Annotated in this window: 24 protein-coding genes; 3 read left to right on the top strand and 21 right to left on the bottom strand. The window is 61.3% G+C overall.

The window, feature by feature from the left end; genetic code table 11:
- From C9383_RS04690 to C9383_RS04705, 4 genes are all read right to left on the bottom strand, one after another.
- Window positions 1-1,101, bottom strand: a 1,101-nt coding sequence (locus tag C9383_RS04690) for an ATP-binding cassette domain-containing protein (RefSeq protein WP_107338852.1), incomplete at its 3' end; no start/stop codon positions are given.
- The gene (locus tag C9383_RS04695; protein ID WP_090369130.1) at window positions 1,098-2,078 is read right to left on the bottom strand and encodes a substrate-binding domain-containing protein; all 981 of its coding nucleotides are present in this window, start codon (window positions 2,076-2,078) and stop codon (window positions 1,098-1,100) included. The genes C9383_RS04690 and C9383_RS04695, both read right to left, overlap by 4 nt.
- A gap of 32 nt (window positions 2,079-2,110) precedes the next feature.
- Entirely contained in the window at window positions 2,111-2,932 is an 822-nt protein-coding gene (locus tag C9383_RS04700; RefSeq protein WP_090369128.1) for an SDR family oxidoreductase, read from the bottom strand.
- Window positions 2,933-3,276: 344 nt separating this feature from the next.
- Complete coding sequence (locus C9383_RS04705) at window positions 3,277-3,756, bottom strand: GNAT family N-acetyltransferase (protein ID WP_060756287.1); 480 nt, start codon at window positions 3,754-3,756, stop codon at window positions 3,277-3,279.
- A 188-nt stretch (window positions 3,757-3,944) separates the two neighbouring features.
- Between C9383_RS04705 and C9383_RS04710 the strand changes: the two genes are divergently transcribed.
- Genes C9383_RS04710 through C9383_RS04720 form a run of 3 tightly spaced genes read left to right on the top strand, consistent with a single transcriptional unit; the run spans window position 3,945 to window position 5,024 of the window.
- On the top strand, window positions 3,945-4,277 hold the full coding sequence (locus tag C9383_RS04710; RefSeq protein WP_090369126.1) for a hypothetical protein: 333 nt from the start codon (window positions 3,945-3,947) through the stop codon (window positions 4,275-4,277).
- 49 nt (window positions 4,278-4,326) lie between these two features.
- Window positions 4,327-4,593: a hypothetical protein gene (locus tag C9383_RS04715; protein WP_060756289.1), complete on the top strand. Its 267-nt coding sequence runs from the start codon at window positions 4,327-4,329 to the stop codon at window positions 4,591-4,593.
- Window positions 4,594-4,643: 50 nt separating this feature from the next.
- Window positions 4,644-5,024 (top strand): Rho termination factor N-terminal domain-containing protein, encoded by a 381-nt coding sequence (locus tag C9383_RS04720; protein WP_060756290.1) that lies wholly within the window; start codon window positions 4,644-4,646, stop codon window positions 5,022-5,024.
- 52 nt (window positions 5,025-5,076) lie between these two features.
- Here C9383_RS04720 and C9383_RS04725 read toward each other — a convergent pair whose 3' ends face one another.
- From C9383_RS04725 to fabD, 17 genes are all read right to left on the bottom strand, one after another.
- Window positions 5,077-5,994, bottom strand: a complete 918-nt coding sequence (locus tag C9383_RS04725) for a PfkB family carbohydrate kinase (protein WP_090369123.1) — start codon at window positions 5,992-5,994, stop codon at window positions 5,077-5,079.
- On the bottom strand, window positions 5,987-7,456 hold the full coding sequence (locus tag C9383_RS04730; protein WP_060756292.1) for a purine-cytosine permease family protein: 1,470 nt from the start codon (window positions 7,454-7,456) through the stop codon (window positions 5,987-5,989). The genes C9383_RS04725 and C9383_RS04730 overlap by 8 nt, the downstream gene beginning before the upstream one ends.
- 148 nt (window positions 7,457-7,604) lie before the next feature.
- On the bottom strand, window positions 7,605-8,606 hold the full coding sequence (locus C9383_RS04735; RefSeq protein WP_090369120.1) for an ADP-ribosylglycohydrolase family protein: 1,002 nt from the start codon (window positions 8,604-8,606) through the stop codon (window positions 7,605-7,607).
- On the bottom strand, window positions 8,603-9,316 hold the full coding sequence (locus tag C9383_RS04740; RefSeq protein ID WP_090369118.1) for a GntR family transcriptional regulator: 714 nt from the start codon (window positions 9,314-9,316) through the stop codon (window positions 8,603-8,605). The genes C9383_RS04735 and C9383_RS04740 overlap by 4 nt, the downstream gene beginning before the upstream one ends.
- A 70-nt stretch (window positions 9,317-9,386) precedes the next feature.
- Complete coding sequence (locus tag C9383_RS04745; RefSeq protein ID WP_090369116.1) at window positions 9,387-9,947, bottom strand: DUF1285 domain-containing protein; 561 nt, start codon at window positions 9,945-9,947, stop codon at window positions 9,387-9,389.
- A 15-nt stretch (window positions 9,948-9,962) separates the two neighbouring features.
- Window positions 9,963-10,568, bottom strand: a complete 606-nt coding sequence (locus C9383_RS04750; protein ID WP_060756296.1) for a DUF4823 domain-containing protein — start codon at window positions 10,566-10,568, stop codon at window positions 9,963-9,965.
- Between the two features lie 252 nt (window positions 10,569-10,820).
- Window positions 10,821-11,789 carry a GTP 3',8-cyclase MoaA gene (locus C9383_RS04755; RefSeq protein WP_090369113.1) on the bottom strand — a complete coding sequence of 323 codons (969 nt, stop codon included), beginning with the start codon at window positions 11,787-11,789 and terminating at the stop codon, window positions 10,821-10,823.
- A gap of 114 nt (window positions 11,790-11,903) precedes the next feature.
- On the bottom strand, window positions 11,904-12,545 hold the full coding sequence (locus C9383_RS04760; protein ID WP_090369111.1) for a TetR/AcrR family transcriptional regulator: 642 nt from the start codon (window positions 12,543-12,545) through the stop codon (window positions 11,904-11,906).
- A gap of 443 nt (window positions 12,546-12,988) precedes the next feature.
- The gene (locus tag C9383_RS04765) at window positions 12,989-13,774 is read right to left on the bottom strand and encodes a TatD family hydrolase (RefSeq protein ID WP_060756299.1); all 786 of its coding nucleotides are present in this window, start codon (window positions 13,772-13,774) and stop codon (window positions 12,989-12,991) included.
- Window positions 13,775-13,837: 63 nt separating this feature from the next.
- Complete coding sequence (locus C9383_RS04770; protein WP_090369110.1) at window positions 13,838-14,827, bottom strand: DNA polymerase III subunit delta'; 990 nt, start codon at window positions 14,825-14,827, stop codon at window positions 13,838-13,840.
- Window positions 14,820-15,452: a dTMP kinase gene (gene tmk / locus C9383_RS04775; protein WP_090369108.1), complete on the bottom strand. Its 633-nt coding sequence runs from the start codon at window positions 15,450-15,452 to the stop codon at window positions 14,820-14,822. Before tmk ends, C9383_RS04770 begins: the two co-directional genes overlap by 8 nt.
- Window positions 15,453-15,471: 19 nt before the next feature.
- A complete protein-coding gene (gene mltG / locus C9383_RS04780) occupies window positions 15,472-16,593 on the bottom strand; it encodes an endolytic transglycosylase MltG (protein WP_090369106.1) in 1,122 nt (373 codons plus the stop codon).
- A gap of 1 nt (window position 16,594) precedes the next feature.
- Window positions 16,595-17,410 (bottom strand): aminodeoxychorismate lyase, encoded by an 816-nt coding sequence (gene pabC / locus C9383_RS04785; protein ID WP_090369103.1) that lies wholly within the window; start codon window positions 17,408-17,410, stop codon window positions 16,595-16,597.
- Entirely contained in the window at window positions 17,410-18,654 is a 1,245-nt protein-coding gene (fabF, locus tag C9383_RS04790) for a beta-ketoacyl-ACP synthase II (RefSeq protein WP_060756304.1), read from the bottom strand. The genes pabC and fabF overlap by 1 nt, the downstream gene beginning before the upstream one ends.
- A gap of 128 nt (window positions 18,655-18,782) precedes the next feature.
- On the bottom strand, window positions 18,783-19,019 hold the full coding sequence (acpP, locus tag C9383_RS04795; RefSeq protein ID WP_007987170.1) for an acyl carrier protein: 237 nt from the start codon (window positions 19,017-19,019) through the stop codon (window positions 18,783-18,785).
- 191 nt (window positions 19,020-19,210) lie between these two features.
- Window positions 19,211-19,954 carry a 3-oxoacyl-ACP reductase FabG gene (gene fabG / locus C9383_RS04800; protein ID WP_060756305.1) on the bottom strand — a complete coding sequence of 248 codons (744 nt, stop codon included), beginning with the start codon at window positions 19,952-19,954 and terminating at the stop codon, window positions 19,211-19,213.
- A gap of 24 nt (window positions 19,955-19,978) precedes the next feature.
- Window positions 19,979-20,917, bottom strand: a complete 939-nt coding sequence (gene fabD, locus C9383_RS04805; RefSeq protein ID WP_090369101.1) for an ACP S-malonyltransferase — start codon at window positions 20,915-20,917, stop codon at window positions 19,979-19,981.
- Between the last annotated feature and the right edge of the window lie 6 nt (window positions 20,918-20,923).

The following is a 20,923-nucleotide window of genomic DNA, read 5'->3' on the forward strand; positions in this document are numbered from 1 at the left end:
CAACCAGCCAAACCTCGAATGCGCACCACGGGCACTGATGTTGATGTTCTCGGCCACGCTGGACAGCGGGATGATGCCTTCCTTCTTGCGATCCTCCGGGCACAGCAACACCCCGGCGGCAATCGCGTCGCGAGGCGAGCGCAGCGGCAATGGCTCACCACAGAGTTCCAGCGTGCCGGCGCTGGCACGCTCCAAGCCGCTGAGCAGGCGCAACAGCTCGGTGCGCCCGGCCCCGACCAGCCCGAACAACCCAAGAATCTCGCCTTTGCGCACCTCAAAACTGATCGGCTCGCGCAAGCCCGAGCCAAGCAGGCCGTCGACCTTGAGCGCCACCGCGCCCTGTTCGCGCGCACGGTAGTCGTAGATATCCTGGATATCGCGACCGACCATGCAGGTCACCAACTGGTCGTGGCTCAGAGCGCGCATGTCGTCGAAGGTGCGCACGAAGCGGCCGTCCTTGAACACGGTCACCGCGTCGCAAATACGGAACACTTCTTCCATGCGGTGCGACACGTACAGCACCACTTTGCCCTCATCGCGCAGGCGCGTGATGATCGCCATCAAGCGGTCAATCTCCCGCGCCGACAAGCTGCTGGTCGGCTCGTCAAAGGCAATCACATGAGCCCCACGGGACAATGCCTTGGCGATTTCCACCAGTTGGCGCTGGCCCAGGGATAACCGCCCCAGTTTCTCGTCCGGGTCGATCTCATCGGCCAGGCCCTTGAGGCACGCCAGCGCCTGCTTGCGCAGCTGGCTTCGATTGACCACGCCAAAGCGCGTCGGCAAATGCCCCAGGAACAGGTTCTCGGCCACGCTCATTTCCGGCACCAGGTGCAACTCCTGGTGGATCACCGCGACACCACTGGCAATGCTGTCGGCGGCGCATTTGAAGGCCATGGTCTGCTCGCCGATCTGCACCGTGCCGCTGCTGGGGATGTAGGCACCGCCCAATATTTTCAGCAGCGTCGACTTGCCCGCGCCGTTCTCGCCCATCAGCGCGTGGACCGTGTGCGGCCGTGCTTCAAAGCTGATCTGCGCCAGAGCCTTGACCCCGGGAAACTCCTTGCCGATGCCATTGAAGCGCAAGGCCGCGCCGGTCATTTCCACAGACCGATCTTGGTCAGTTCCTGCTGGAAGTTGGCGCGGGTGATCAGCGTCACTTCATCCATGGCCGTGTACTTTGCCGGTTCTTTACCCGTCGTGACCCACTCGTACATCGCCAGCGCCGTGTTGTAGCCCTCGATATGCGGGCTGGGCAACATTGAACCGTAGAAGCCGCTGTCGGGCTTTTTCAGCTCGCCAATGGCGTCGGTGCCGTTGATGCCGATACCGATCACGTTGGCAGCGGCAAACCCTGCGCTTTCGGTGGCGCGCACGCCGCCGAGCACGGTGTTGTCGTTCATGCCGCCGATGATGAGATTCTTCGCGCCGCTGGGCAGCTTGACCAGGGCCGAGTTGGTGGCGTCCATGCTGCCGGGAACGTCGAGCGTCTTGAGCGCGGCGGTGAGGATGTGGTCCTTGGGAATGCCCGCCTCTTCCAGGGATTTGATCGAACCGTCAGTGCGTTTCTTGCCGGTATCGAGTTCGTTATAGGTGTTGATGACCGCGTACGTCTCCTTCCAGTCCCAGCCGCGTTTTTTCGCTTCGGCGGCCATTGCGGCGCCCTGTTTCTGGCCCACTTCAAAGGCGGCCATGCCCAGGTACGGCACGTCTTCCATGAAGTTGCCCTTGGCGTCGACAAAACGATCATCCACGGCCATCACTTTCAAGCCATTGACCTTGGCCTTGCTGACGATAGCCGGCCCAAGCGACACATCCGGCGGGCAAATCACAAAGCCCTTGGCGCCGTTGGCAGCCAGGCTGTCGATGGCCGAGAGGGTTTTCTCGCCGTCCGGCACGGCGATCTTGATCACGGTAAAACCGTGCTCCTTGCCGGCCTTCTCGGCAAACGCCCATTCGGTCTGGAACCAGGGTTCTTCGGCCTGCTTGACCAAAAAGCCGATCTTCACTTCTTCGGCCGATACAAAGCCGCTGAAAGCGACGGCGAGCGCCAGCGTGCCGAGTGTTTTCTTAAGCATGAACCACCTCCTTCTTATTCTTGGGAAACGCTTTAGTCGTGGTACATCACAGAACGCCCGCCATCGATCATCAGGCAGGTTGCATTGATAAAAGGCGCTTCGTCAGTCGCCAGGAACAGCGCGGTCATCGCCACCTCGATGGGCTGGCCGATGCGCTTGGGCGGGTGCAGGTCGAAGGCGCGTTGGCGTTCGGCCTGGGGGTCGGGGAAACCGTTCCAGTAATCGACGTTGAGTTGGGTTTCGATATAGCCCGGGGCGATGGCATTGACGCGGATGCCCTTGGGCGCATATTCGATGCCCAGCGCCCGGGTCAGGCCGAGCAGGCCGTGCTTGGCCACCGGATAAGGAAAGCAACCGGGAATAATGTGGCTGGAATGGGTGGAGGCGATATTGATGATGTTGCCGATGCCCTGCTCGATCATGTGCGGCAACACGGCGCGACAACCGAACCAGGCACCGTCGAGGTCGATGGCGAAGCAGCGGCGCCAGTCCTCGTCGGTCATCTGCAGTGGGTCACGGAACACATTGACCCCGGCGCAGTTGACCAGCACATCGACGCGACCGAAACGCTCGATGGCCACATTGACCAGTGCCTGCCATTGCTCTTTGGAAGTGATATCGACCGGCCGCGCGACGATTTGCGCGCCACGCTCACGCCAGTGGGCGGCGACTTGCTCGACCTTTTCGGCCTGCACATCGGCAATGACCAGGCGCGCCTGCTGGGCCTGGAAGCAGGCCACGATCGCCTCGCCAATGCCTTGGGCGGCCCCGGTGACGATCACCACTTTGTTGTTCAGGCGCTCGCCATAGGTAGGCTCGGGCACCGCAGGCAATGACAACGGTTGGGACTGCATCGCTTCACCTATTTTATTTTTGGTAGTGAGTGCTGATGCAGGCGACTATAAACCCATCTTTCGAAACATCTCAATATATAAATTTACATCCCATATAGTGAGAAAAACCAAAAATAATGTGAGAGGAGGCAAGCCCTAATGCCAGTCAGTTAAGGCTTAACGCTGTCACTGTGGGAGGGGGCTTGCTCCCGATAGCGGTGTGTCAGTCACGGTTTCTGAACCTGACACACCGCTATCGGGAGCAAGTCGAATCGTCGCACCGCCCCTCCCACAATTTATCCATCGCTCGCTTTATCGCTTAACTGACAGGCATTAGGGCAAGCCCCCTCTCACATTCGGTCGGGTCAGCCCTGGGCGAAGTCGCGCAGAGCGTCGCCTTCCATGCGGTAGCGCACCCATTCTTCCTGCGGTTGGGCGCCGATGGATTTATAGAAGGCGATGGCCGGTTCGTTCCAGTCCAACACGCTCCATTCGAAACGCCCACAACCGTTGTCGCAGGCGATCTTCGCCAAGTGGCGCAACAATTTCTTGCCGGCTCCACCACCGCGCTGTTCGGGATTGATGTACAGGTCTTCGAGGTACAGGCAGTTGCTGCCAAGCCAGGTGGAGTAGCTGAAGAAGAACACCGCAAAGCCGATCGGCAAGCCGTCGCGCAGGCACATCAAGCCATGGGCCGTGGCGCCCTCGCTAAACAGACTGCGCTCGATATCCGCCACGCTGGCGATGACTTCATGCCGGGCCTTTTCGTATTCGGCAAGCTCGGTGATAAACGTCAGGATCTGCGCAGCATCGCTGGGCACGGCGGGGCGAATCTCGATGGTCATGGGCAGGCCTTGGACAATTTCAAAGCACACATACTAAGGGGCTTTGATGACTGATTGCAGGGCAATTGGCGGCCTGCCACACAAAATTTTACAGGCGCCCCGCTACCGCTCGTCGTCAACAAGGCACGATCCACAAACCGGAGCGGACCAATAAGAGGTAAGGACATTAACTCTATGGAGACATCCCCATGAAGCATCCCAAGTTTGCCGCCCTTGCCCTCACCGGCCTGCTGTCTGCTACTGCGCTGAGCGCGTTTGCCGCGACCTCCTCCACAGGGCCGACCAACCCGGCCACCAGCGAATCGCAAAAATCCATGGGCACCGGCATGGACACCAACGGCGGCGCGATCATCGATAACGGCGCCGGTGCCGACCCACGTACCCAGGGCAACGATACCCAGCGCCAGGCGCCGCCTGCCGTGGGCAATGGCAAGATGGGCCCGGGTGTGAATGCCGAACCCAAAGTGAACAAAGGCGACGACAGCAATATCCCTGGCGCACCGAAACAGCCTGCGCCTTGACCCCGCGAGCATGACGAACACCCGATCATTCCCCAGTGAAGAGGTACACATGAACGTCGATAGAAACCTTGAGAAAGAAGTCCTCACCCGCCTGCTGCACGCTCACCCGAACGGTTTGGGCAAGGAGGTGCTGGATAACTACCGCGGCGAAAAGGAGGTGGCCAGTGTCCTGGCCTTCCTGCAGGAGCGCGGGTTTATCAAGGATGGGCATGTGACCACCGACGATGCCGGTGAATATTCGTTGAACCTGCCGATCAAGCTGACTGCTTCTGGCGTTGATGAAGCGCGCAAGCTCGACGGTAACAGCCCGCAGTAATCCATTTTGTCTGGTCTGGCCCCGCTGCCGGGGCCAGGAGGAGTATCGCAATGCCTCTTGGAAGCAAAGCCAAATACACCGCCGCACAAAAGCGTAAAGCCGCGCGTATCGAAGAGAGTTATGAGCACAAAGGCCTGTCCAAGGAGGACGCTGAAGCCCGCGCCTGGGCCACTGTGAACAAGCAGTCCGGCGGTGGCGAAAAGGCGGGCGGGTCGGGCCGGCGCAAGCCCTCTGCCCAGAAAGCCGAGGACCGGCATGAGTCGGCCAAGCGCGCCGCCGCCTCGCGCCAGGGGCACCCGCGCAGCAGCCGTGCTTCGCTGGAAACCCAGACCAAGGAGAGCTTGTTGAAGGAAGCGCGGGCCAAGGATATTCCTGGTCGGTCGAGCATGCGCAAGGATCAATTGATCGAAGCGCTGCGTAAAGCGGGCTGAGCGCAGTTCCAAAGCCGTTCAAAAGAAGGGAGGGGCATGTCCCCTCCCCCATTTATTGCGCGACTAACGCGTCGACTTCAGCGGTGCCGGGAGACGTCGCCGGCCCCCAGCGCGTTACCGCCAATGCCGCCGCCGCATTCGCCCGTCGTGCTGCCGATACAGGATTCAAGCCATTGGCCAAGCCGGCAATCAACACGCCCGCATGCGCATCCCCGGCGCCGTTACTGTCCACGGCCTGCACTTTGAAACCGGGCACCTGCTCCACTGCTCCCGAGCGCCCGACCCAGCAACCATTCGGACCATCGCGTACCACCAGCAATGCTCCGGCAGGCAGGAGCCGGCTCAGCTGTGGCAATGCGCCTGCAATCTGCGGCGCACCGGTAAATGCCAGGGCTTCGGGACCATTGCTGGTCCAGATATCGATACGCGGCAACAGTGCGCGCATCAGGGCCGAGTCTCGCGTCTTTACCAGCGGGCCAGGGTCAAACACCACCGTGATCGCCCGGGGCAGCGCCAGCAACCAGTCCACCAGCGGCTGCGCCTTGCCCTCCAGCAACAAGCTGTAGCCGCTGACGTACACGTAGTCGTCCAGCTGCGGTCGAACCCTGGCCAAGTCCTCGGCGCTCAATTCGCCCTCGACGCCGATATGGGAGATGAAGGTGCGCTCGGTGGTGGCTTCGGTCAGGCACACGCACAAACCGGTGTCCTTGCCCGCACTGGCCGCAAGGGCCATCTCAATGCCCTCGGCCTGCATCGCCGTACGGGCCAAATCACCAAAACGTCCGTCACCGTGTCGGCCCAGATAGACCGCCGCCAGCCCATTACGTCGAGCGGCGGCCATGACATTGAAGCCACCACCGGTTTCAAAGCTGGCCGATTGCGCCAAGACATCGCCGCCCGTGGCCGGCAAGGTATCCAACGCCATGACCAGATCGACGATGACCTGGCCGGTGTGCAGCAATCTAGACATTGTGGTTCTCGACAAGTAACGCGGGGCGACGGTCGGCCGCGCCGCCCAGTACCGCATAGATCCCGCCGGCCACCAGGAAGGTGACGATCCAGCCCAGGCCGTTATGGCCCAGCCAGGAGTCGGACAACGGCCCGGCGAACCAGATGTTTTCGGCGGTGGTACCGATAGTGGTGAAGCTGAAGCCCAGCACAATCGCCACGGCCCAGGCGCCGAACGCACGCCACTCCACGCCACCGCGATACCAGTAGGCACTGCTTGGGCTCACGTCCAGCAAGTCTTTGGCGCTGTAGTAGTGACGGTGGATCAAGTCCACCACGAAAATCCCGACCCACGCGGTAATCGGCACCGCCAGCAGCGAGATGAAGGTAATGAACGGGCCATAGAAACTGTCGGCGATCAGCATGAAGTAAATCGAGCCGGCGAAGATCGCCACGATGTCGACGATCACCGCATGCACGCGCTTGACCTTGAGGCCGAGGGTCAAGGTGGTGAGCCCGGCCGAGTACACCGAGAGGTTGTTCGACAGTAGCAGCCCACCAAAGGCGGTGATCAGGTAGGGCACGGCCATCCAGGTCGGCAACATGTCGCGGATCGCAATGATCGGGTCGGTGGCCGAGGCCAGGTCGTGATTACCCACCGACAACAGCCCCCCGAGGGTGATCAACAGCACCAGCGGAATGCCCGCGCCAAACGCGGCGGACGCCACCAGGCGCGCGGCCTTGACGCTGCGATGCTGGTAGCGCGACATGTCGGCACCGGCGTTGGCCCAACCGATCCCGGTACCGGCGGCCATGGTGCCGACGCCGATGATCATCGCGCTCAGCGGTGCCGGCGTGGCATTGAATACCGCGCTCCAGTCGATGGTGGCACAGAGGAAGCCACCCACCAGAATGTTCAAGGCGCCAAACACGTAGGTGGCCCACTTCTGGATCACCAGCAACGTCGCATGCCCGAGGCCGGAAACCGACAAGGTCAGCAACACGAAAATCGCGATGAAGATCAAGGTCAGCACGGGTGCGCTTTTCGCTTCGACCGGCGACTGGAACAGGATCGAACACAACGACAGCAACACAAAGGCCGCCGTGGTGGTGTTGACGGTTTCCCAGCCCAGGCGCGACATCAGCGACACCACCGTAGGGCCGATATTGCCGCGCACGCCGAAGATGGCGCGGGACAAGGTCAGGCTGGGCGCCCGGCCACGACGCCCGGCGATCGAGATAATGCCCACGACCGCAAAGGAGCCGGCAGCGCCGAGGATGGCGACAATGATCGCCTGCCAGATGGACAAGCCACGGAACGCCACCAGGGTCGCCCCAAGCGGCAAGCCGAGGATGCTGATATTGGCCGCGAACCAGACCCAGAACAGTTGCAGCGGATGGCCGTTGCACTCGCTCTCAGGGACGGGCTCGATGCCGCGTGTTTCCAGTTGCCCGGCGCTCTGGCCGGAAGAAGTGCTGCTCATGGGGAGCTCCTGGTGCCGGTATTGTTATGGTTGTTTTATTCATGTGGGAGGGGGCTTGCTCCCGATGGTGGTGGGTCAGCCACCTGATGTATCAACTGACCCACCGCTATCGGGAGCAAGCCCCCTCCCACAGGTTTGCCTGCGGCGCCTAGCGCAGTGCGAGCAAGGCTGTGACCAACGGCTGTAGATCCAGACGATTGACGACCTTCACCTGTTCGATCATCGCCTCAGGCCAACACTGCAGCCCCAGGCACGCGCCGAGCATGGCACCGAGCATCGCGGCGATGGTGTCGGTGTCGCCGCCGAGGCTGGCGGCCAGGCACAGCGCTTCGAATGCGCTCATATCACCCACCGCCACTTGCTGGGCCAGGGCGAACGACACCACTACCGATTCCTGGGACGCCACGGAGGTGCCGATCAACTCATAAAGCAGGTCGGCGAACAGCGCCTTGTCGCCGCTGCCCACGCTCAAGGTGCGCGCCCAACTGATCCGCGTGGAAATGCGTCCGCCAGCCACCCAATAGCCATGGTCCTGCGCTTGTTGGGCGATCTGGACGCCGATGTTCAAGGCTTCACCCAGGTCCACGCCGTTGATGCCGGCCGACACCACCGCCGCCACCGCCGCCGCACTGGAGATACCCAGCGTGGTGTTATGGGTGACCTGGCACGCCTGGACCACCGCCTGGATAAACTGCGCCGGGTCGCGGATGTCGGCGGCAATGCCCACCGGCGTAATACGCATGGCCGCACCATTGGTGGTGCCGTAGCGTCCGGACTCTTGCGGCGTGTGGCCGGCGAGGATCATCTCGATCGCGCGCTTGGTCGACGGGCCGAGCAAATCCTGGGAGCCCTTGGCGCGCATGGCTGCTTCCCAGTCGATCAGACGTTGGGCGAGCACCTGGGGGTCGATCTTGCCCTGGCCTTCGACCAGTAACTCACCGACCAGGATCGCTTGCTCGGTGTCATCCGTAATCGAACCGGCCGGCATGTTCGGGGCGATAGGCTGGTCGGCGTGAGCGTCTTGCAGAGCGGTGATGGCACCAAATTGCATGCGCACTTGCTCTCGACTCAGGGACTGGGTGGGCATCCCCAAGGCATCGCCCAGGGCCAAGCCGTAGAAGGCGCCAAGCGCGCGGTCTTGCGGGCTCATTTCGACGCTCCAAACTGCAGGTGCAGACGAAAATGCAGAGGGTCCAGCCAGCTTTCGACATATTCCATGAAACGCTCGCGACGGTCGTAGGTAGTGCGTGCGGCTTTGAGAAACACGCAGCCGGCGGGTCGCCCGAGCAACTCGGCATCGTCGTCACTCAAGGCTTCGGCGCCGATCCATTGGTCGCCGTTGGCGCCTATGTAGCCAAAGGCTGCCAAGGTGATGGTCAGTGAGTTATCGATCAGGCCGACACTGGGCAAGCTTTCCAAACCACCGCAAGCAGGCATCAACGAGCGCTCCAGGGACACCGCGACACCATCGGGGGTGCGGCGCAGGCGGTCGAGCGCAATGAACTGGTCGCTGCCGAAACGGCTGAGCAGGTCAGGACGGGTTACGGCTTCCAGGCGCAGGATATCGGTGGTCACCTGCGCGCCCGTATCGGCCAGGGCCTGGGCCCACCCGCTGCGTTGGTCGAGCGCCATGCCGTCAAAGGTGACGATGGAGCCGACACCGCTCTGGGTGGCGATGTAGTTGCGCCGCTTGAGTTCGGCCAGTGCTTCGCGCAGGGTGCCGCGGCTGACCGCGAACTCTTCGGCCAACTGGTGCTCGCCGGGGAGCAGGAAACCGTCGGCCATCACTCCAGCCTCGATCCGGCGGATGAGTTCGTCGACGACGCGTTTTTTCTTATCAAATCGAACATGTTTAATCATGTACAAATTGATAGCCGAAAGCGCCGGTTTCCCGCAAGCAAATTATTTCAGGGAGATGAAAAAACGCGCCTCAGGGTTCCAGGCCAATGGGGAAAAACTCCCCGCCGCTCCAGACTCCCAGCCAGTTCTGACCGTTGATCGGGCGGCTCACCGCCAGCTCGACCAATTGATAGAACGCGTTGCGATGCACGAGGGCCTCCAGGTTGGTACGCACCCGCAGATAGGGGGCCGGTTCCTGGGTGATCGGATCGATCACCACCCGCAACGGGTGGTCGAGGCCGGCGTCGATCTGCTCGTCGACATTGGTCGTAAAGCGCAGCACCTGGTCTTCGCCCTGCCCTTGCACCTCCAGGGTCAACGCGACAAACGGCGCATCATCGACGCGGATGCCGACCTTTTCCACGGGCGTGACCAGAAAGTACTCGTCACCGTCACGGCGGATGATATTGGAAAACAACTTGACCATCGGCTTACGTCCAATCGGCGTGCCCTGATAAAACCAGGTGCCGTCGCGGGCGATGCGCATGTCGATGTGGCCGCAGAAATCCGGATTCCACAGGTGCACTGGCGCCGGTCCCTTACCCTTGGGCAATTGGGCCAACAGATCATTGGCCTTGGCGGAATCGGTCATCGGGTTCTCCTGCTCTTACTGATTGCTCATACCCAGCAAGCCTCGGGCGTACTGCGCCAGTGGGCGGGCAATCAGATCTTCTGGCTTGTTGTCGTGGAACGTCAGTAAACCGCCACGACTGCGAATGCGTGCAGTATCAATCAAATACTGGGTGCTGGTCTCGATCAACATGATCTGGATCACCCCGCTGTCCAGGCCCAGCCGGTCCAGGGCCTGCTGATCGGTCCACTCATCGGCGTTGCCGATACGGTCATCGGCTGCCGCAAAGCGGCAATACAACAGGTAATGCGCCCCTGCGGCCCGCGCTTCAGCCATGGCTTGTTCGAGCCCTTCCGGCTTGCGGGCGCGGCGCACCATGGGGAAATACTCGACGAAGCCATTGAAGGCTTCCTCGGCCACCACGTTGGGACGCGGGTAGGCGCTGCCCGGCGGCACAAAGGCGCCCTGGGCGATAAACACAAAGGAGTCCGGCTGTATACGAACCGAGGCCGTACGGCGTGTATCACTGTGGTCCAGCAACCCGGCGTCGCTCATCTGATAACGGGTGCCTTCGGCCATATCGCTGACGGTCATGCAACCACTCAGCGTCAACGACGCCAGCAACAAAACCAGACTACGCATCCTAATCCTCCAGAAGCCGGTGACGGAAAACCGGCGAATGGGGGTCAGATGCAGGTTTTGCGCCATTTGGTAGCAACACATAACAAATGTGGGAGGGGGCTTGCTCCCGATGGACTGCGTAGCAGGCCCATTTTTGAGGCCGCTGCGCGGCCTATCGGGAGCAAGCCCCCTCCCACAGTGACAGCGTAAGCCTTAACTGACAGGTATTAGGGCAAGCCCCCACATTGGGTGTTGGGTTGCCCTGGGGGTGGGTTAGCCGCCTATGATCTTCATGATCGTCGCGCCGCCGGAGAAAGCGACTTCCTGCTTGTCGCCCAGGGCTTTCATCAACAAGCCTTGCAGGGCCGGCAAAGCCTGGTGGCGCGGCTTGTCCAGCAGGTCACCGATGTAATGCCGGTTACTCGACGACAGGCAACCATGCAACCAACCGGTAGAGGACAGCCGCAGTCGCGAACACGTGCGGCAAAACGGTACGCTTTCATTGGCGATCACACCGAAGAAGCCTTTGCCCGGCACCTCATAACGCACCGCCGTGGCATCCACGGGGGCATCGGCTTGCAGGTAGTCGTGATGTTCGCCGATCAGGCTGAGCAGTTGCTGCAGGCTGACAAATTGCTGCAGGAACGCGTTGGAGTCCTTGGCCAGGTGGCCCATGCGCATCAGCTCGATAAAGCGCAGCTCGTAACCACGCTCCAGGCAGTAGTCGAGCAGCGGCATCACCTGGTCCAGGTTCTGCCCGCGCAGTGGCACCATGTTGACCTTGATCTTGATCCCGGCCGCACGGGCCTGGTCCATACCGGCGAGCACGCTGGCCAGGTCGCCGCCACGGGCAATGCCGCGGAAGGCGTCGGCGTCCAGGGTATCGAGGGAGACGTTGATGCGCCGAATACCGGCATCCAGCAACAGCGGCAGTTTGCGCGCGAGCAACTGGCCGTTGGTGGTCAGGCTGATGTCACTCAGGCCCATCTGCCCTACCGCGCCCATGAAGGCTTCCAGCTTGGGGCTAACCAACGGCTCGCCGCCGGTGATACGCAGGCGGTCGATGCCCGCCGCTTCGATCAGGTAGGCCACGCCACGCGCCATCGCCTCAGCCGAGAGTTCATCCTGGGCAGCCACCAATCGCTTGCCATTGGGCACGCAATAGGTACACGCATAATTGCAGGCTGAAGTCAGGCTGATCCGCAAATTGCGAAACCGCCTGCCTTGACGATCAACGATCATGGATCACTCCGGCAGAGGATAATATGGGCGCGCTAGAAGCTGACTCAATAATCAGCTTTTAGCAAGATCCCTGCCTGAGTATATTCCCGGGATACCGCGCCAGGCAGAAAATCATCAGGGTGCGGGCGGCAGGTCCGTCGAGTGTTTGCGCTTATTGCCCATGCGCACACCGATGTCCATCAGGAACTGGAAAAAGCCTTCCTGATCTTCCAGCACATTACTCCAGAACGGCGAGTGGTACAGCGCCACGGCGCCGTGCACCAACGCCCAGGCGGCGCAGTAGTGGAAATAGGGCGGCACATCTTCAAGCTTGCCTTCGCTGATCCGGCCCTTGATCAGCAAGGTCAGGCGTTCGAAGTTCGAGGCACGGATCTTGTGCAGCTCCTCGACCATTTCCGGCACCTGATGCCCCTTGACTACCTTTTCTTCCAGGCGGTCGAACAGGCGATAACGCTGCGGGTCGCGCATGCGGAACTCGAAGTAGGCCCGGGACAGGGCTTCCTTGTCCTTGTCCACGTCGGCCGAGTGCAACAACTCGTTCAAGTCGCGCTCGTAGTCGAGCATCAGGCGCAGGTAAATCTCGGCCTTGGACTTGAAGTGCTTGTAGATGGTGCCTTTGCCGATACCCACGGCATCCGCAATCATCTCGACGGTGACGCTGTCTTCACCTTGTTCGAGGAACAGCTTGAGTGCGGTGTCGAGAATTTCCTGCTCGCGGCGGCGAAACTCACGGACCTTACGGGGTTCTTTTTGCATGAGGAAAAGGTCTGCAGAGTGAATAGGTGAAGGGTTGCGCAGGGCCAGGGATACCTGGCGATACGATTTACCCGGTTCGAGGGATTATCCCGACTGAACGGTCGTTGGGCAACGCCTATGTGAACCCGCTCCGCACTAAACTTTCAGCACGCCAACGTTTTTACCGATATCAGTCAGAAATAATACGCAACACCTGCACCTGCCCATCAACCCAATGAGAACTCAAGGGAAGCGCGTGTATTCCAAATCTGTTTAAAAAACGATCAGATCCGACTGGACTGAATAGGATAGTGATCAATACTTCAACTGTCGGCGTGGCATCTCCCCCAAGTGGCGCGTCGACCCGGGTACCGACGGACTGCGTACCCTTGTTTACTCCTAATGGTCTTAGCCCGGATTCACCCCCCAGAACCCGGGTTTTTTTTGCCTGCCGTTTAAGCCTCTTACACAGCGACGTGAGCCAACGGAAACAGGCGCCGGAAATTCTCGGTGGTCTGTTCGGCAAAACGCTCGTAGGACTCGCCGCGCAGCATTGCCAGATAATCCGCTACGTCGCGCACATACTCCGGCAGGTTCGGTTTGCCACGATGGGGAATCGGCGCCAGGTACGGCGAATCGGTCTCCACCAGCAGGCGGTCGGCCGGCACTTGGCGCGCTACGTCACGCAAAGCGTCAGCATTGCGGAAGGTGACGATGCCTGACAGGGAGATATAGAAACCCAGGTCCAGAGCGGCCTTGGCCATGTCCCAGTCTTCAGTGAAGCAATGCAGCACACCCGCCTGGGGCAGTGCCGCTTCGCGCAGCAAGGCCAGGGTGTCGGCGCGGGCGCCACGGGTATGGACAATCACCGGCTTGGCGGTTTGCCGGGCGGCTTGCAGGTGCAGGCGGAACGACGCTTGCTGCAATTCGGCCGCTTCAGGCTCGTAGTGGTAATCCAGCCCGGTCTCGCCGATGGCCACCACGCGCGGGTGGTTGAGTTCACTCAGCAACCAATCGAGGGCCGGCGCTTCGCCGGGCTTGAGGTCCAGCGGGTGGATACCCACCGAGCAATCCACATCGGCGTAACGCTCGGCCAGGGCCTTGACGTCGGCGGCGTTCTCGGCGCTGACGCCGATACACAGGAAGTGCCCTACCCCGCGCTGGCGCGCCGCTTCAAGGGCAGCGTCAAGGGAGCCGCCGTGCTGGGCAAGGTCGAGTCGATCAAGATGGCAATGGGAATCTACGAGCATAGGAAGTTACAACTTGAGTCACGATAAGTGTCTGGCCAACGATACACCCGTCAGCCACGGAAATTAACGACGTCCGAGCAGACCGGCCCATTGCACCAGCAGTGCTTCGAGCAACAGCACACGGTTGAGGTTGGCCTTGCCGAGGATCTTCTGGCGCTGAGCGAGAATCCAGTCCTGGATATTCAGTACCTTGTCCTGCGCACTTTTCTGCGCGAGGTACTGCACCACTTTGCGCATATCGGGCAGTCCCAGGCCGCTTTCATCCTGGGTCAACTGGTAGCGCAGGATCAGGCTCGACCAGTCGCAGAACCAGTCGAACAGCAGCAGCAGGGGAACATCCTTCCAGGCGCTTTCAGCCAGCTGGGTGGCCGAGAGTTCCTGCTTGAGCAGTTTCTTCACCCCATCGACCACCAGCGCCCGCTGCTCACGCACGCCCTGGGCCTGCAGCTTGACGGCGGCCAAAGGGGAACCGGCGGCCAGGGTCAACAGCTCGACCCGCTCATCCGCGGAACAGTCCGGCAGTGCCTGCGCCAGCCACTCAAGGCTCATCGCCTCACTCGGCAATGGGCATGCCTGCTGCACGCAACGACTGCGAATGGTCGGCAACAAACGGCTGGACTGATGGCTGACCAACAGCAGTACCGTATCGCCGGACGGTTCTTCCAGGCTCTTGAGCAAGGCGTTGGCGGCGTTGATGTTCATGGCCTCCACCGGCTCGATCAAGACCACCTTGCGCCCGCCCATCTGTGCGGTCTGCACCACGAAGCTGACGAGGTCGCGCACCTGGTCGACCTTGATCGCCTTGTCGGCCTCCTCGGGTTCCAGCAGGTAGTTATCCGGGTGGCTGCCTGCCTTGAGCAACAGGCAGGACTTGCATACGCCGCAGGCGTCCAGGTTGACCGGTTGCTGGCACAACAGGCTCGCCATCAAGCGCTCGGCCAGATCACGCTTGCCGATACCTGCCGGCCCGTGCAGCAGGTAGGCGTGGGCGTGCTGGGCACGACCGGCCAATTGCTGCCAGAGGCTATCCTGCCAGGGGTAGGCTTCAGCCACGGGTGCGCTCCAGCAATGCAGGCAACAGCGCATCGATGGCGTGTTGCACTTGAGTCAGGGGCTGCGCCGCGTCCAGCAAATAGTAACGCGCAGGCTCGGCGGCGGCGCGCTTGAGGAACGCCGTGCGCACGGCATCAAAAAAGGTGCGGCCTTCCAGTTCGAAACGGTCCAGGCGACCACGGGCACTGGCCCGCGCCAGGCCGACTTCAACCGGCAGGTCGAACACCAGGGTCAGGTCAGGGCGCAAATCGCCTTGCACGAACGTTTCCAACTTGGCGATGCGCTCCACCGACAAACCCCGGCCGCCGCCCTGATAGGCATAGGTGGAGTCGGTGAAACGGTCGCAGATCACCACGGCACCGCGTGCCAGCGCCGGGCGAATCACTTCGGCCAGGTGCTGGGCACGGGCGGCGAATACCAGCAGTAGCTCGGTGTCCGGGTTCATCTGTTCTTCACCCGGCGCCAATAACACTTCACGAATACGTTCGGCCAGCGGCGTGCCCCCTGGCTCACGGGTCAGCACAACCTCGATGCCCTCTGCGCGCAGCCGTTCGGCCAGGTAATCGCGATTGGTGCTTTTGCCGGCACCTTCCGGGCCTTCCAGGGTAATAAACAAGCCAGTCACAGGCAGTCCTTAGTCAGAGTCATTGCAGGCTTTGCGGCGCGGCGGTGTCCGGCGCGGGCTCAGTGGGCGCATCGGCCGGTGGCGTTGTGTCTTGCGGCGGCTTGACCACCGGCGCCGGGCTGGAGCGATAGTCGGCACGGCGCTTGAGTTGAAACTCACGCACGGCCGCATTATGCGCATCCAGGTCATCGGAAAAAATATGGCTGCCATCGCCACGCGCAACAAAATACAGGCTGCTACCCGGCACCGGGTTCAACGCCGCGTGGATGGCCTCGCGGCCGACCATGGCGATCGGCGTCGGCGGCAGGCCGGCGACCATGTAGGTGTTGTACGGGTTGGCCTCCTTGAGATGCGCCCGCGTCAGCTTGCCGGTGTAGCGTTCGCCCAGGCCATAGATCACCGTCGGGTCGGTCTGCAGCAGCATGCCCATCTTCATGCGCCGCACGAACACCCCGGCAATCTGCCCCCGCTCCTCCGGCACCCCGGTCTCCTTCTCCACCAGCGAGGCCATGATCAGCGCTTGATAGGGATCGGTGTAAGGTGCATCGGCAGCCCGCTTGCTCCACTCCTGAGCGAGTACATCGTCCAGGCGGTTGTAGGCTTTTTTCAGGAATTCGACATCGGTCATGCCGCGCACGAAGCGATAGGTGTCCGGGAAGAAGCGCCCTTCAGGAAACACGTCCGGGTGGCCGAGTTTTTCCATCACTTCCTTGTCGCTCAGGCCGGACAGGGTCTGCACAATTTTTTCGTGCTTGGCCAACGCTGCGCGCACCTGGCGGAAATTCCAGCCTTCGACCAGCGTCAGGCTGTATTGCACCACTTCGCCACGCAGCCATAGACCGATCAAGCCTTCAGCAGTCAAGCCAGGGGTCACGCGGTATTCGCCGCTGTGCAGTGGCTGGCCGTCAAGGTTGAAACGCCAGTACAGGCGCAGCCAGAAGGCACCGTCAAGCACACCCTCGGCCTCCAGGCGATTGAAGGTGCCCGTCGGGGTTGCCCCGGCCGGTACATCCAGCAATTGCTCCTGGCTCAGCTTCAGGGGTTGTTTCAGGGCAGAATCGAGCTTCCAGGCCGAAAAGCCCAGCACAATGCCTGCCGAGACCAAGCCTATCAGCAGCAATAAAAGCAGTTTTCGTATCAACTCAAATATCCAATAGTGCGCGAACAATGCCCTGCAGTTTACGGGTGAGCGGCCCAACCGACCAGCTCATCGCAGCGCAGCCACGCACCGGCCAAATGCCATAAACGCTGTTGCACACAAACACTTCGTCAGCCTGCCGCAACTGCTCCAGGCTGATGTCGGCCACGGTAACAGGGAGGCCCAGTACCTGCGCCTGGGCCAAAACCTCAGCGCGCATGACCCCGGCAACCCCGCAACGATTCAGATCAGCGGTCAGCAACCCGCCGTCGCATACCAGGAACAGGTTGCTGAACACGCCTTCGATCACGCGACCGGACATATCCAGCATCAAACCTTCGGCATGCTCGGCGTCCTGCCACTCGGCGCGAGCGATCACCTGCTCCAGGCGATTGAGGTGCTTGAGCCCTGCCAGTAATGGCTGTTCGGCCAAGCGGGTGGCGCACGGAAACAGGCGGACACCTTCAAGTCCATGGGCCGGGGGATAGGATGCGGGCGGACTGCCCTGCAAGATACGGCGCACGGGAGCGCCAGGGTTGATACCGTAACCGCGCAGGCTATCGCCGCGGGTGAGGATCAACTTGAGGACGCCGTCGCCGAGGGCGGCGGCATACGCCAGCACTTCGCTGCGGATCATTGACTGATCCGCAACCAGCGCCAACCGCCTGCACCCCTCATCCAGGCGTTGCAGGTGGCGGTCGAGCAACACAGGCTGCCCGGCCCTGACGGCGATGGTCTCGAACAGCCCGTCGCCATACGCCAGGCCGCGATCTTTCAGAGGCACGCTGCCCGCTGGCTGACCGTCGACCCAGCTGTGCATCACTCGGCGAACCGGCGGAACACCAGGGAACCGTTGGTGCCACCAAAACCGAACGAGTTGGAGATCGCCACGTCGATCGGCATGGGCTGCGCTTCGTGGGGCACGAAGTTCAGGTCGCAACCTTCGTCCGGCTCATCGAGGTTGATGGTCGGCGGTGCGACCTGATCCTTGATGGCCATTACGCTGAAGATCGCCTCAACCGCGCCCGCCGCACCCAACAGGTGGCCGGTCATGGACTTGGTCGAGCTGACTGCCAGCTTGTAGGCGTGTTCGCCAAACACCGACTTGATTGCCTCGGCTTCCGCCAGGTCACCCGTCGGAGTCGAAGTGCCATGGGCATTGATGTACTGCACCTGGTTGGCATTGACCTTCGCGTCACGCAGGGCATTGGCGATGCAGCGGGCAGCACCGGCACCGTCGGACGGTGGCGAGGTCATGTGGTAGGCGTCACCGCTCATGCCGAAGCCGATCAGCTCGGCATAGATGGTGGCACCGCGCGCCTTGGCGTGCTCCAGCTCTTCCAGTACCAGGGCACCGGCGCCGTCGGACAGTACGAAACCGTCACGGCCTTTGTCCCACGGACGGCTGGCACGGGTCGGCTCGTCATTGCGGGTCGACAGTGCGCGAGACGCGCCAAAGCCGCCCATGCCCAGACCGCAGGCCGCCATTTCGGCGCCGCCGGCGATCATCACGTCGGCTTCGTCATAGGCGATGTTGCGCGCCGCCATGCCGATGCAGTGCGTGCCGGTGGTGCACGCCGTGGCGATGGCGTAGTTAGGCCCCTGTGCCCCCAGATGGATGGACAGGAAACCGGAAATCATATTGATGATCGAGCCCGGCACGAAGAACGGTGAAATTCGACGGGGGCCGGAATCGTGCAATGTGCGGCTGGTTTCTTCGATATTGGTCAAACCGCCAATACCCGACCCCATGGCCACGCCGATGCGGTCACGGTTGGCGTCGGTGACTTCCAGGCCGGCGTTACGCACTGCCTGAAAACCGGCTGCCAGGCCGTATTGAATGAACAGGTCGAGCTTGCGGGATTCCTTGACCGAGAGGTACTCCTCGACATTGAAACCCTTTACCGAGCCGCCAAAACGGGTGGAATAGGCAGAAAGGTCCGTGTGTTCGATCAGACCAATACCACTGCGGCCAGCCAGAATGCCCTGCCAACTGCTCGGCACATCCGTGCCCAGTGGCGACAACATACCCATACCGGTGACTACGACGCGTCTACGCGACACAGCACTCTCCTTTTTCTAATGACGACACTTTTGCTTCATCGCTTACTTTTCATCAGAGCTAAAGAAAAAACCGCACGCCGTTGCAGCAGTGCGGTTTTTCCCTGACAGCAAGCGACGACTACAAACTATTACGCCTGGTGGGCAGTAACGTAGTCGATAGCAGCTTGAACAGTAGTGATTTTTTCAGCTTCTTCGTCCGGGATTTCGGTCTCGAATTCCTCTTCCAGAGCCATCACCAGCTCAACGGTGTCAAGGGAATCGGCACCCAGGTCTTCTACGAAGGAAGCAGTGTTGACCACTTCTTCTTCCTTAACGCCCAGTTGCTCGGCGACGATTTTCTTGACGCGCTCTTCGATGGTGCTCATACCTTGTTTAACTCCTAATGGACAAATTCAGGCAGCTGGCCAGTGGGTAAGTGTATAGAAAGCCATTTCAGCTTTTCAACTGAAAGCTTCACCCTGTACCCAGTCGGCCACCTGCCTATAAATTAAGTTGCAGCTTTATAACGGATTTTAGACAGCTCGTATGACATTTTTTTGAAGCGATCCGTCACAATTTAACTCATGTACATCCCGCCGTTCACCGGGATTGTAGCCCCAGTCACGTATGCCGCACCGTCGGATGCCAGGAAAGAGACCACATTCGCGATCTCTTGAGCCTGGCCCAGACGGCCCAGCGGAATCTGCGTCAGCAAGGCTTCACGCTGCGCCTCAGGCAGTTCACGGGTCATATCGGTGTCGATGAACCCAGGGGCCACCGAGTTGACCGTAATCGACCGCGAACCGACCTCACGCGCCAGTGCACGGCTGAAACCTTCCAGGCCGGCCTTGGCGGAGGCATAGTTTACTTGGCCTGCGTTGCCCATGGCACCCACTACGGAGCCAATATTGATAATTCGGCCCCAACGCGCCTTGGTCATGCCGCGCAAAACGCCCTTGGACAAGCGAAACAGACTGTTCAAGTTGGTGTCGACCACGTCGTACCACTCGTCGTCTTTCATGCGCATCATCAGGTTGTCGCGGGTGATGCCGGCGTTGTTTACCAGGATCGACGGGGCGCCGAACTGTGCAGTGATTTCAGCCAGCACGGCAGCCACGGACTCATCGCTGGTCACGTTCAGCTCAAGGCCAGTGCCCTGAACGCCGTTTTCCTTCAGGGTCGCGGCGATACGCTCGGCGCCCGAAGCGGAAGTGGCGGTGCCGATCACGACCGCGCCCTGACGGCCCAATTCCAGGGCGATCGCCTGGCCAATGCCACGGCTTGCGCCGGTGACCAGTGCAACTTTACCTTGCAGACTCATGCAGGCTTCTCCTAAGTGTGGGGATCAGGCCAGTGCCGCGCGCGCGACAGCGAAGGCATCCGGGGTATTCAGGTTGGCAGTCGACACGCCGTCGGCACAGCGCTTGTTGAGGCCGGCCAGGACTTTGCCCGGGCCACACTCGACCAACTCGGTGGCGCCGTTGGCAGCCAGAGCCTGGACCGATTCAACCCAACGCACAGGCTTATAGAGCTGCTCCAGCAGGTCGCGCTTGAGGGTGCCGAGGTCGGCAGCCACGGCGGCGCTGACGTTCTGTACCAACGGAATCTGCGGCGCCTGCCAGTCGATCGCATTGATGGACTCGGCAAAACGCTCGGCGGCCGGGCGCATCAGCTCGCAGTGGGACGGCACGCTCACCGGCAAGGGTAGCGCACGCTTGGCGCCACGGGCCTTGCAACCTTCGATGGCGCGCTCAACGGCAGCCTTGGCGCCGGCGATCACCACTTGGCCCGGGGAGTTGAAGTTGACCGCACTGACCACTTCGCCCTGGGCGGCTTCGGCGCAAGCCTCGATCACCACAGCATCGTCCAGGCCCAGGATCGCGGCCATGCCGCCCTGCCCGGCCGGAACGGCTTCTTGCATCAACTGCCCCCGACGCTCGACCAACTTGACCGCTTCGGCCAGGGTCAAGCTGCCCGCGGCAACCAATGCACTGTATTCACCCAGGCTGTGGCCGGCAACGAATGCCGGGCGCGCGCCACCTTCTGCCAACCACAAGCGCCACAGGGCGATCGAAGCGGTCAGGATGGCCGGCTGGGTTTTGTCGGTTTGATTGAGTTGCTCTTCCGGCCCTTGCTGGGTCAGTGCCCACAGGTCGTAACCCAGGGCATCGGAAGCTTCCTTGAAGGTTTCCAGAACCAGCGGATATTGCGCGCCCAGCTCGGCCAACATGCCGAGGGACTGCGAACCCTGCCCTGGAAAGACGAATGCGAGGGATGTAGACATGTAACA

The sequence above is a fragment of the Pseudomonas palleroniana genome, assembly GCF_003031675.1.
GTDB lineage: Bacteria > Pseudomonadota > Gammaproteobacteria > Pseudomonadales > Pseudomonadaceae > Aquipseudomonas > Aquipseudomonas palleroniana.

What these genes read in the sequence shown, in the direction of transcription:
- C9383_RS04695 (WP_090369130.1), bottom strand. Translation starts at nt 2,078, where the DNA reads ATGCTTAAGAAAACACTCGGCACGCTGGCGCTCGCCGTCGCTTTCAGC.
- C9383_RS04700 (WP_090369128.1), bottom strand. Translation starts at nt 2,932, where the DNA reads ATGCAGTCCCAACCGTTGTCATTGCCTGCGGTGCCCGAGCCTACCTAT.
- C9383_RS04705 (WP_060756287.1), bottom strand. Translation starts at nt 3,756, where the DNA reads ATGACCATCGAGATTCGCCCCGCCGTGCCCAGCGATGCTGCGCAGATC.
- C9383_RS04710 (WP_090369126.1), top strand. Translation starts at nt 3,945, where the DNA reads ATGAAGCATCCCAAGTTTGCCGCCCTTGCCCTCACCGGCCTGCTGTCT.
- C9383_RS04715 (WP_060756289.1), top strand. Translation starts at nt 4,327, where the DNA reads ATGAACGTCGATAGAAACCTTGAGAAAGAAGTCCTCACCCGCCTGCTG.
- C9383_RS04720 (WP_060756290.1), top strand. Translation starts at nt 4,644, where the DNA reads ATGCCTCTTGGAAGCAAAGCCAAATACACCGCCGCACAAAAGCGTAAA.
- C9383_RS04725 (WP_090369123.1), bottom strand. Translation starts at nt 5,994, where the DNA reads ATGTCTAGATTGCTGCACACCGGCCAGGTCATCGTCGATCTGGTCATG.
- C9383_RS04730 (WP_060756292.1), bottom strand. Translation starts at nt 7,456, where the DNA reads ATGAGCAGCACTTCTTCCGGCCAGAGCGCCGGGCAACTGGAAACACGC.
- C9383_RS04735 (WP_090369120.1), bottom strand. Translation starts at nt 8,606, where the DNA reads ATGAGCCCGCAAGACCGCGCGCTTGGCGCCTTCTACGGCTTGGCCCTG.
- C9383_RS04740 (WP_090369118.1), bottom strand. Translation starts at nt 9,316, where the DNA reads ATGATTAAACATGTTCGATTTGATAAGAAAAAACGCGTCGTCGACGAA.
- C9383_RS04745 (WP_090369116.1), bottom strand. Translation starts at nt 9,947, where the DNA reads ATGACCGATTCCGCCAAGGCCAATGATCTGTTGGCCCAATTGCCCAAG.
- C9383_RS04750 (WP_060756296.1), bottom strand. Translation starts at nt 10,568, where the DNA reads ATGCGTAGTCTGGTTTTGTTGCTGGCGTCGTTGACGCTGAGTGGTTGC.
- C9383_RS04755 (WP_090369113.1), bottom strand. Translation starts at nt 11,789, where the DNA reads ATGATCGTTGATCGTCAAGGCAGGCGGTTTCGCAATTTGCGGATCAGC.
- C9383_RS04760 (WP_090369111.1), bottom strand. Translation starts at nt 12,545, where the DNA reads ATGCAAAAAGAACCCCGTAAGGTCCGTGAGTTTCGCCGCCGCGAGCAG.
- C9383_RS04765 (WP_060756299.1), bottom strand. Translation starts at nt 13,774, where the DNA reads ATGCTCGTAGATTCCCATTGCCATCTTGATCGACTCGACCTTGCCCAG.
- pabC (WP_090369103.1), bottom strand. Translation starts at nt 17,410, where the DNA reads ATGCACAGCTGGGTCGACGGTCAGCCAGCGGGCAGCGTGCCTCTGAAA.
- acpP (WP_007987170.1), bottom strand. Translation starts at nt 19,019, where the DNA reads ATGAGCACCATCGAAGAGCGCGTCAAGAAAATCGTCGCCGAGCAACTG.
- fabG (WP_060756305.1), bottom strand. Translation starts at nt 19,954, where the DNA reads ATGAGTCTGCAAGGTAAAGTTGCACTGGTCACCGGCGCAAGCCGTGGC.
- fabD (WP_090369101.1), bottom strand. Translation starts at nt 20,917, where the DNA reads ATGTCTACATCCCTCGCATTCGTCTTTCCAGGGCAGGGTTCGCAGTCC.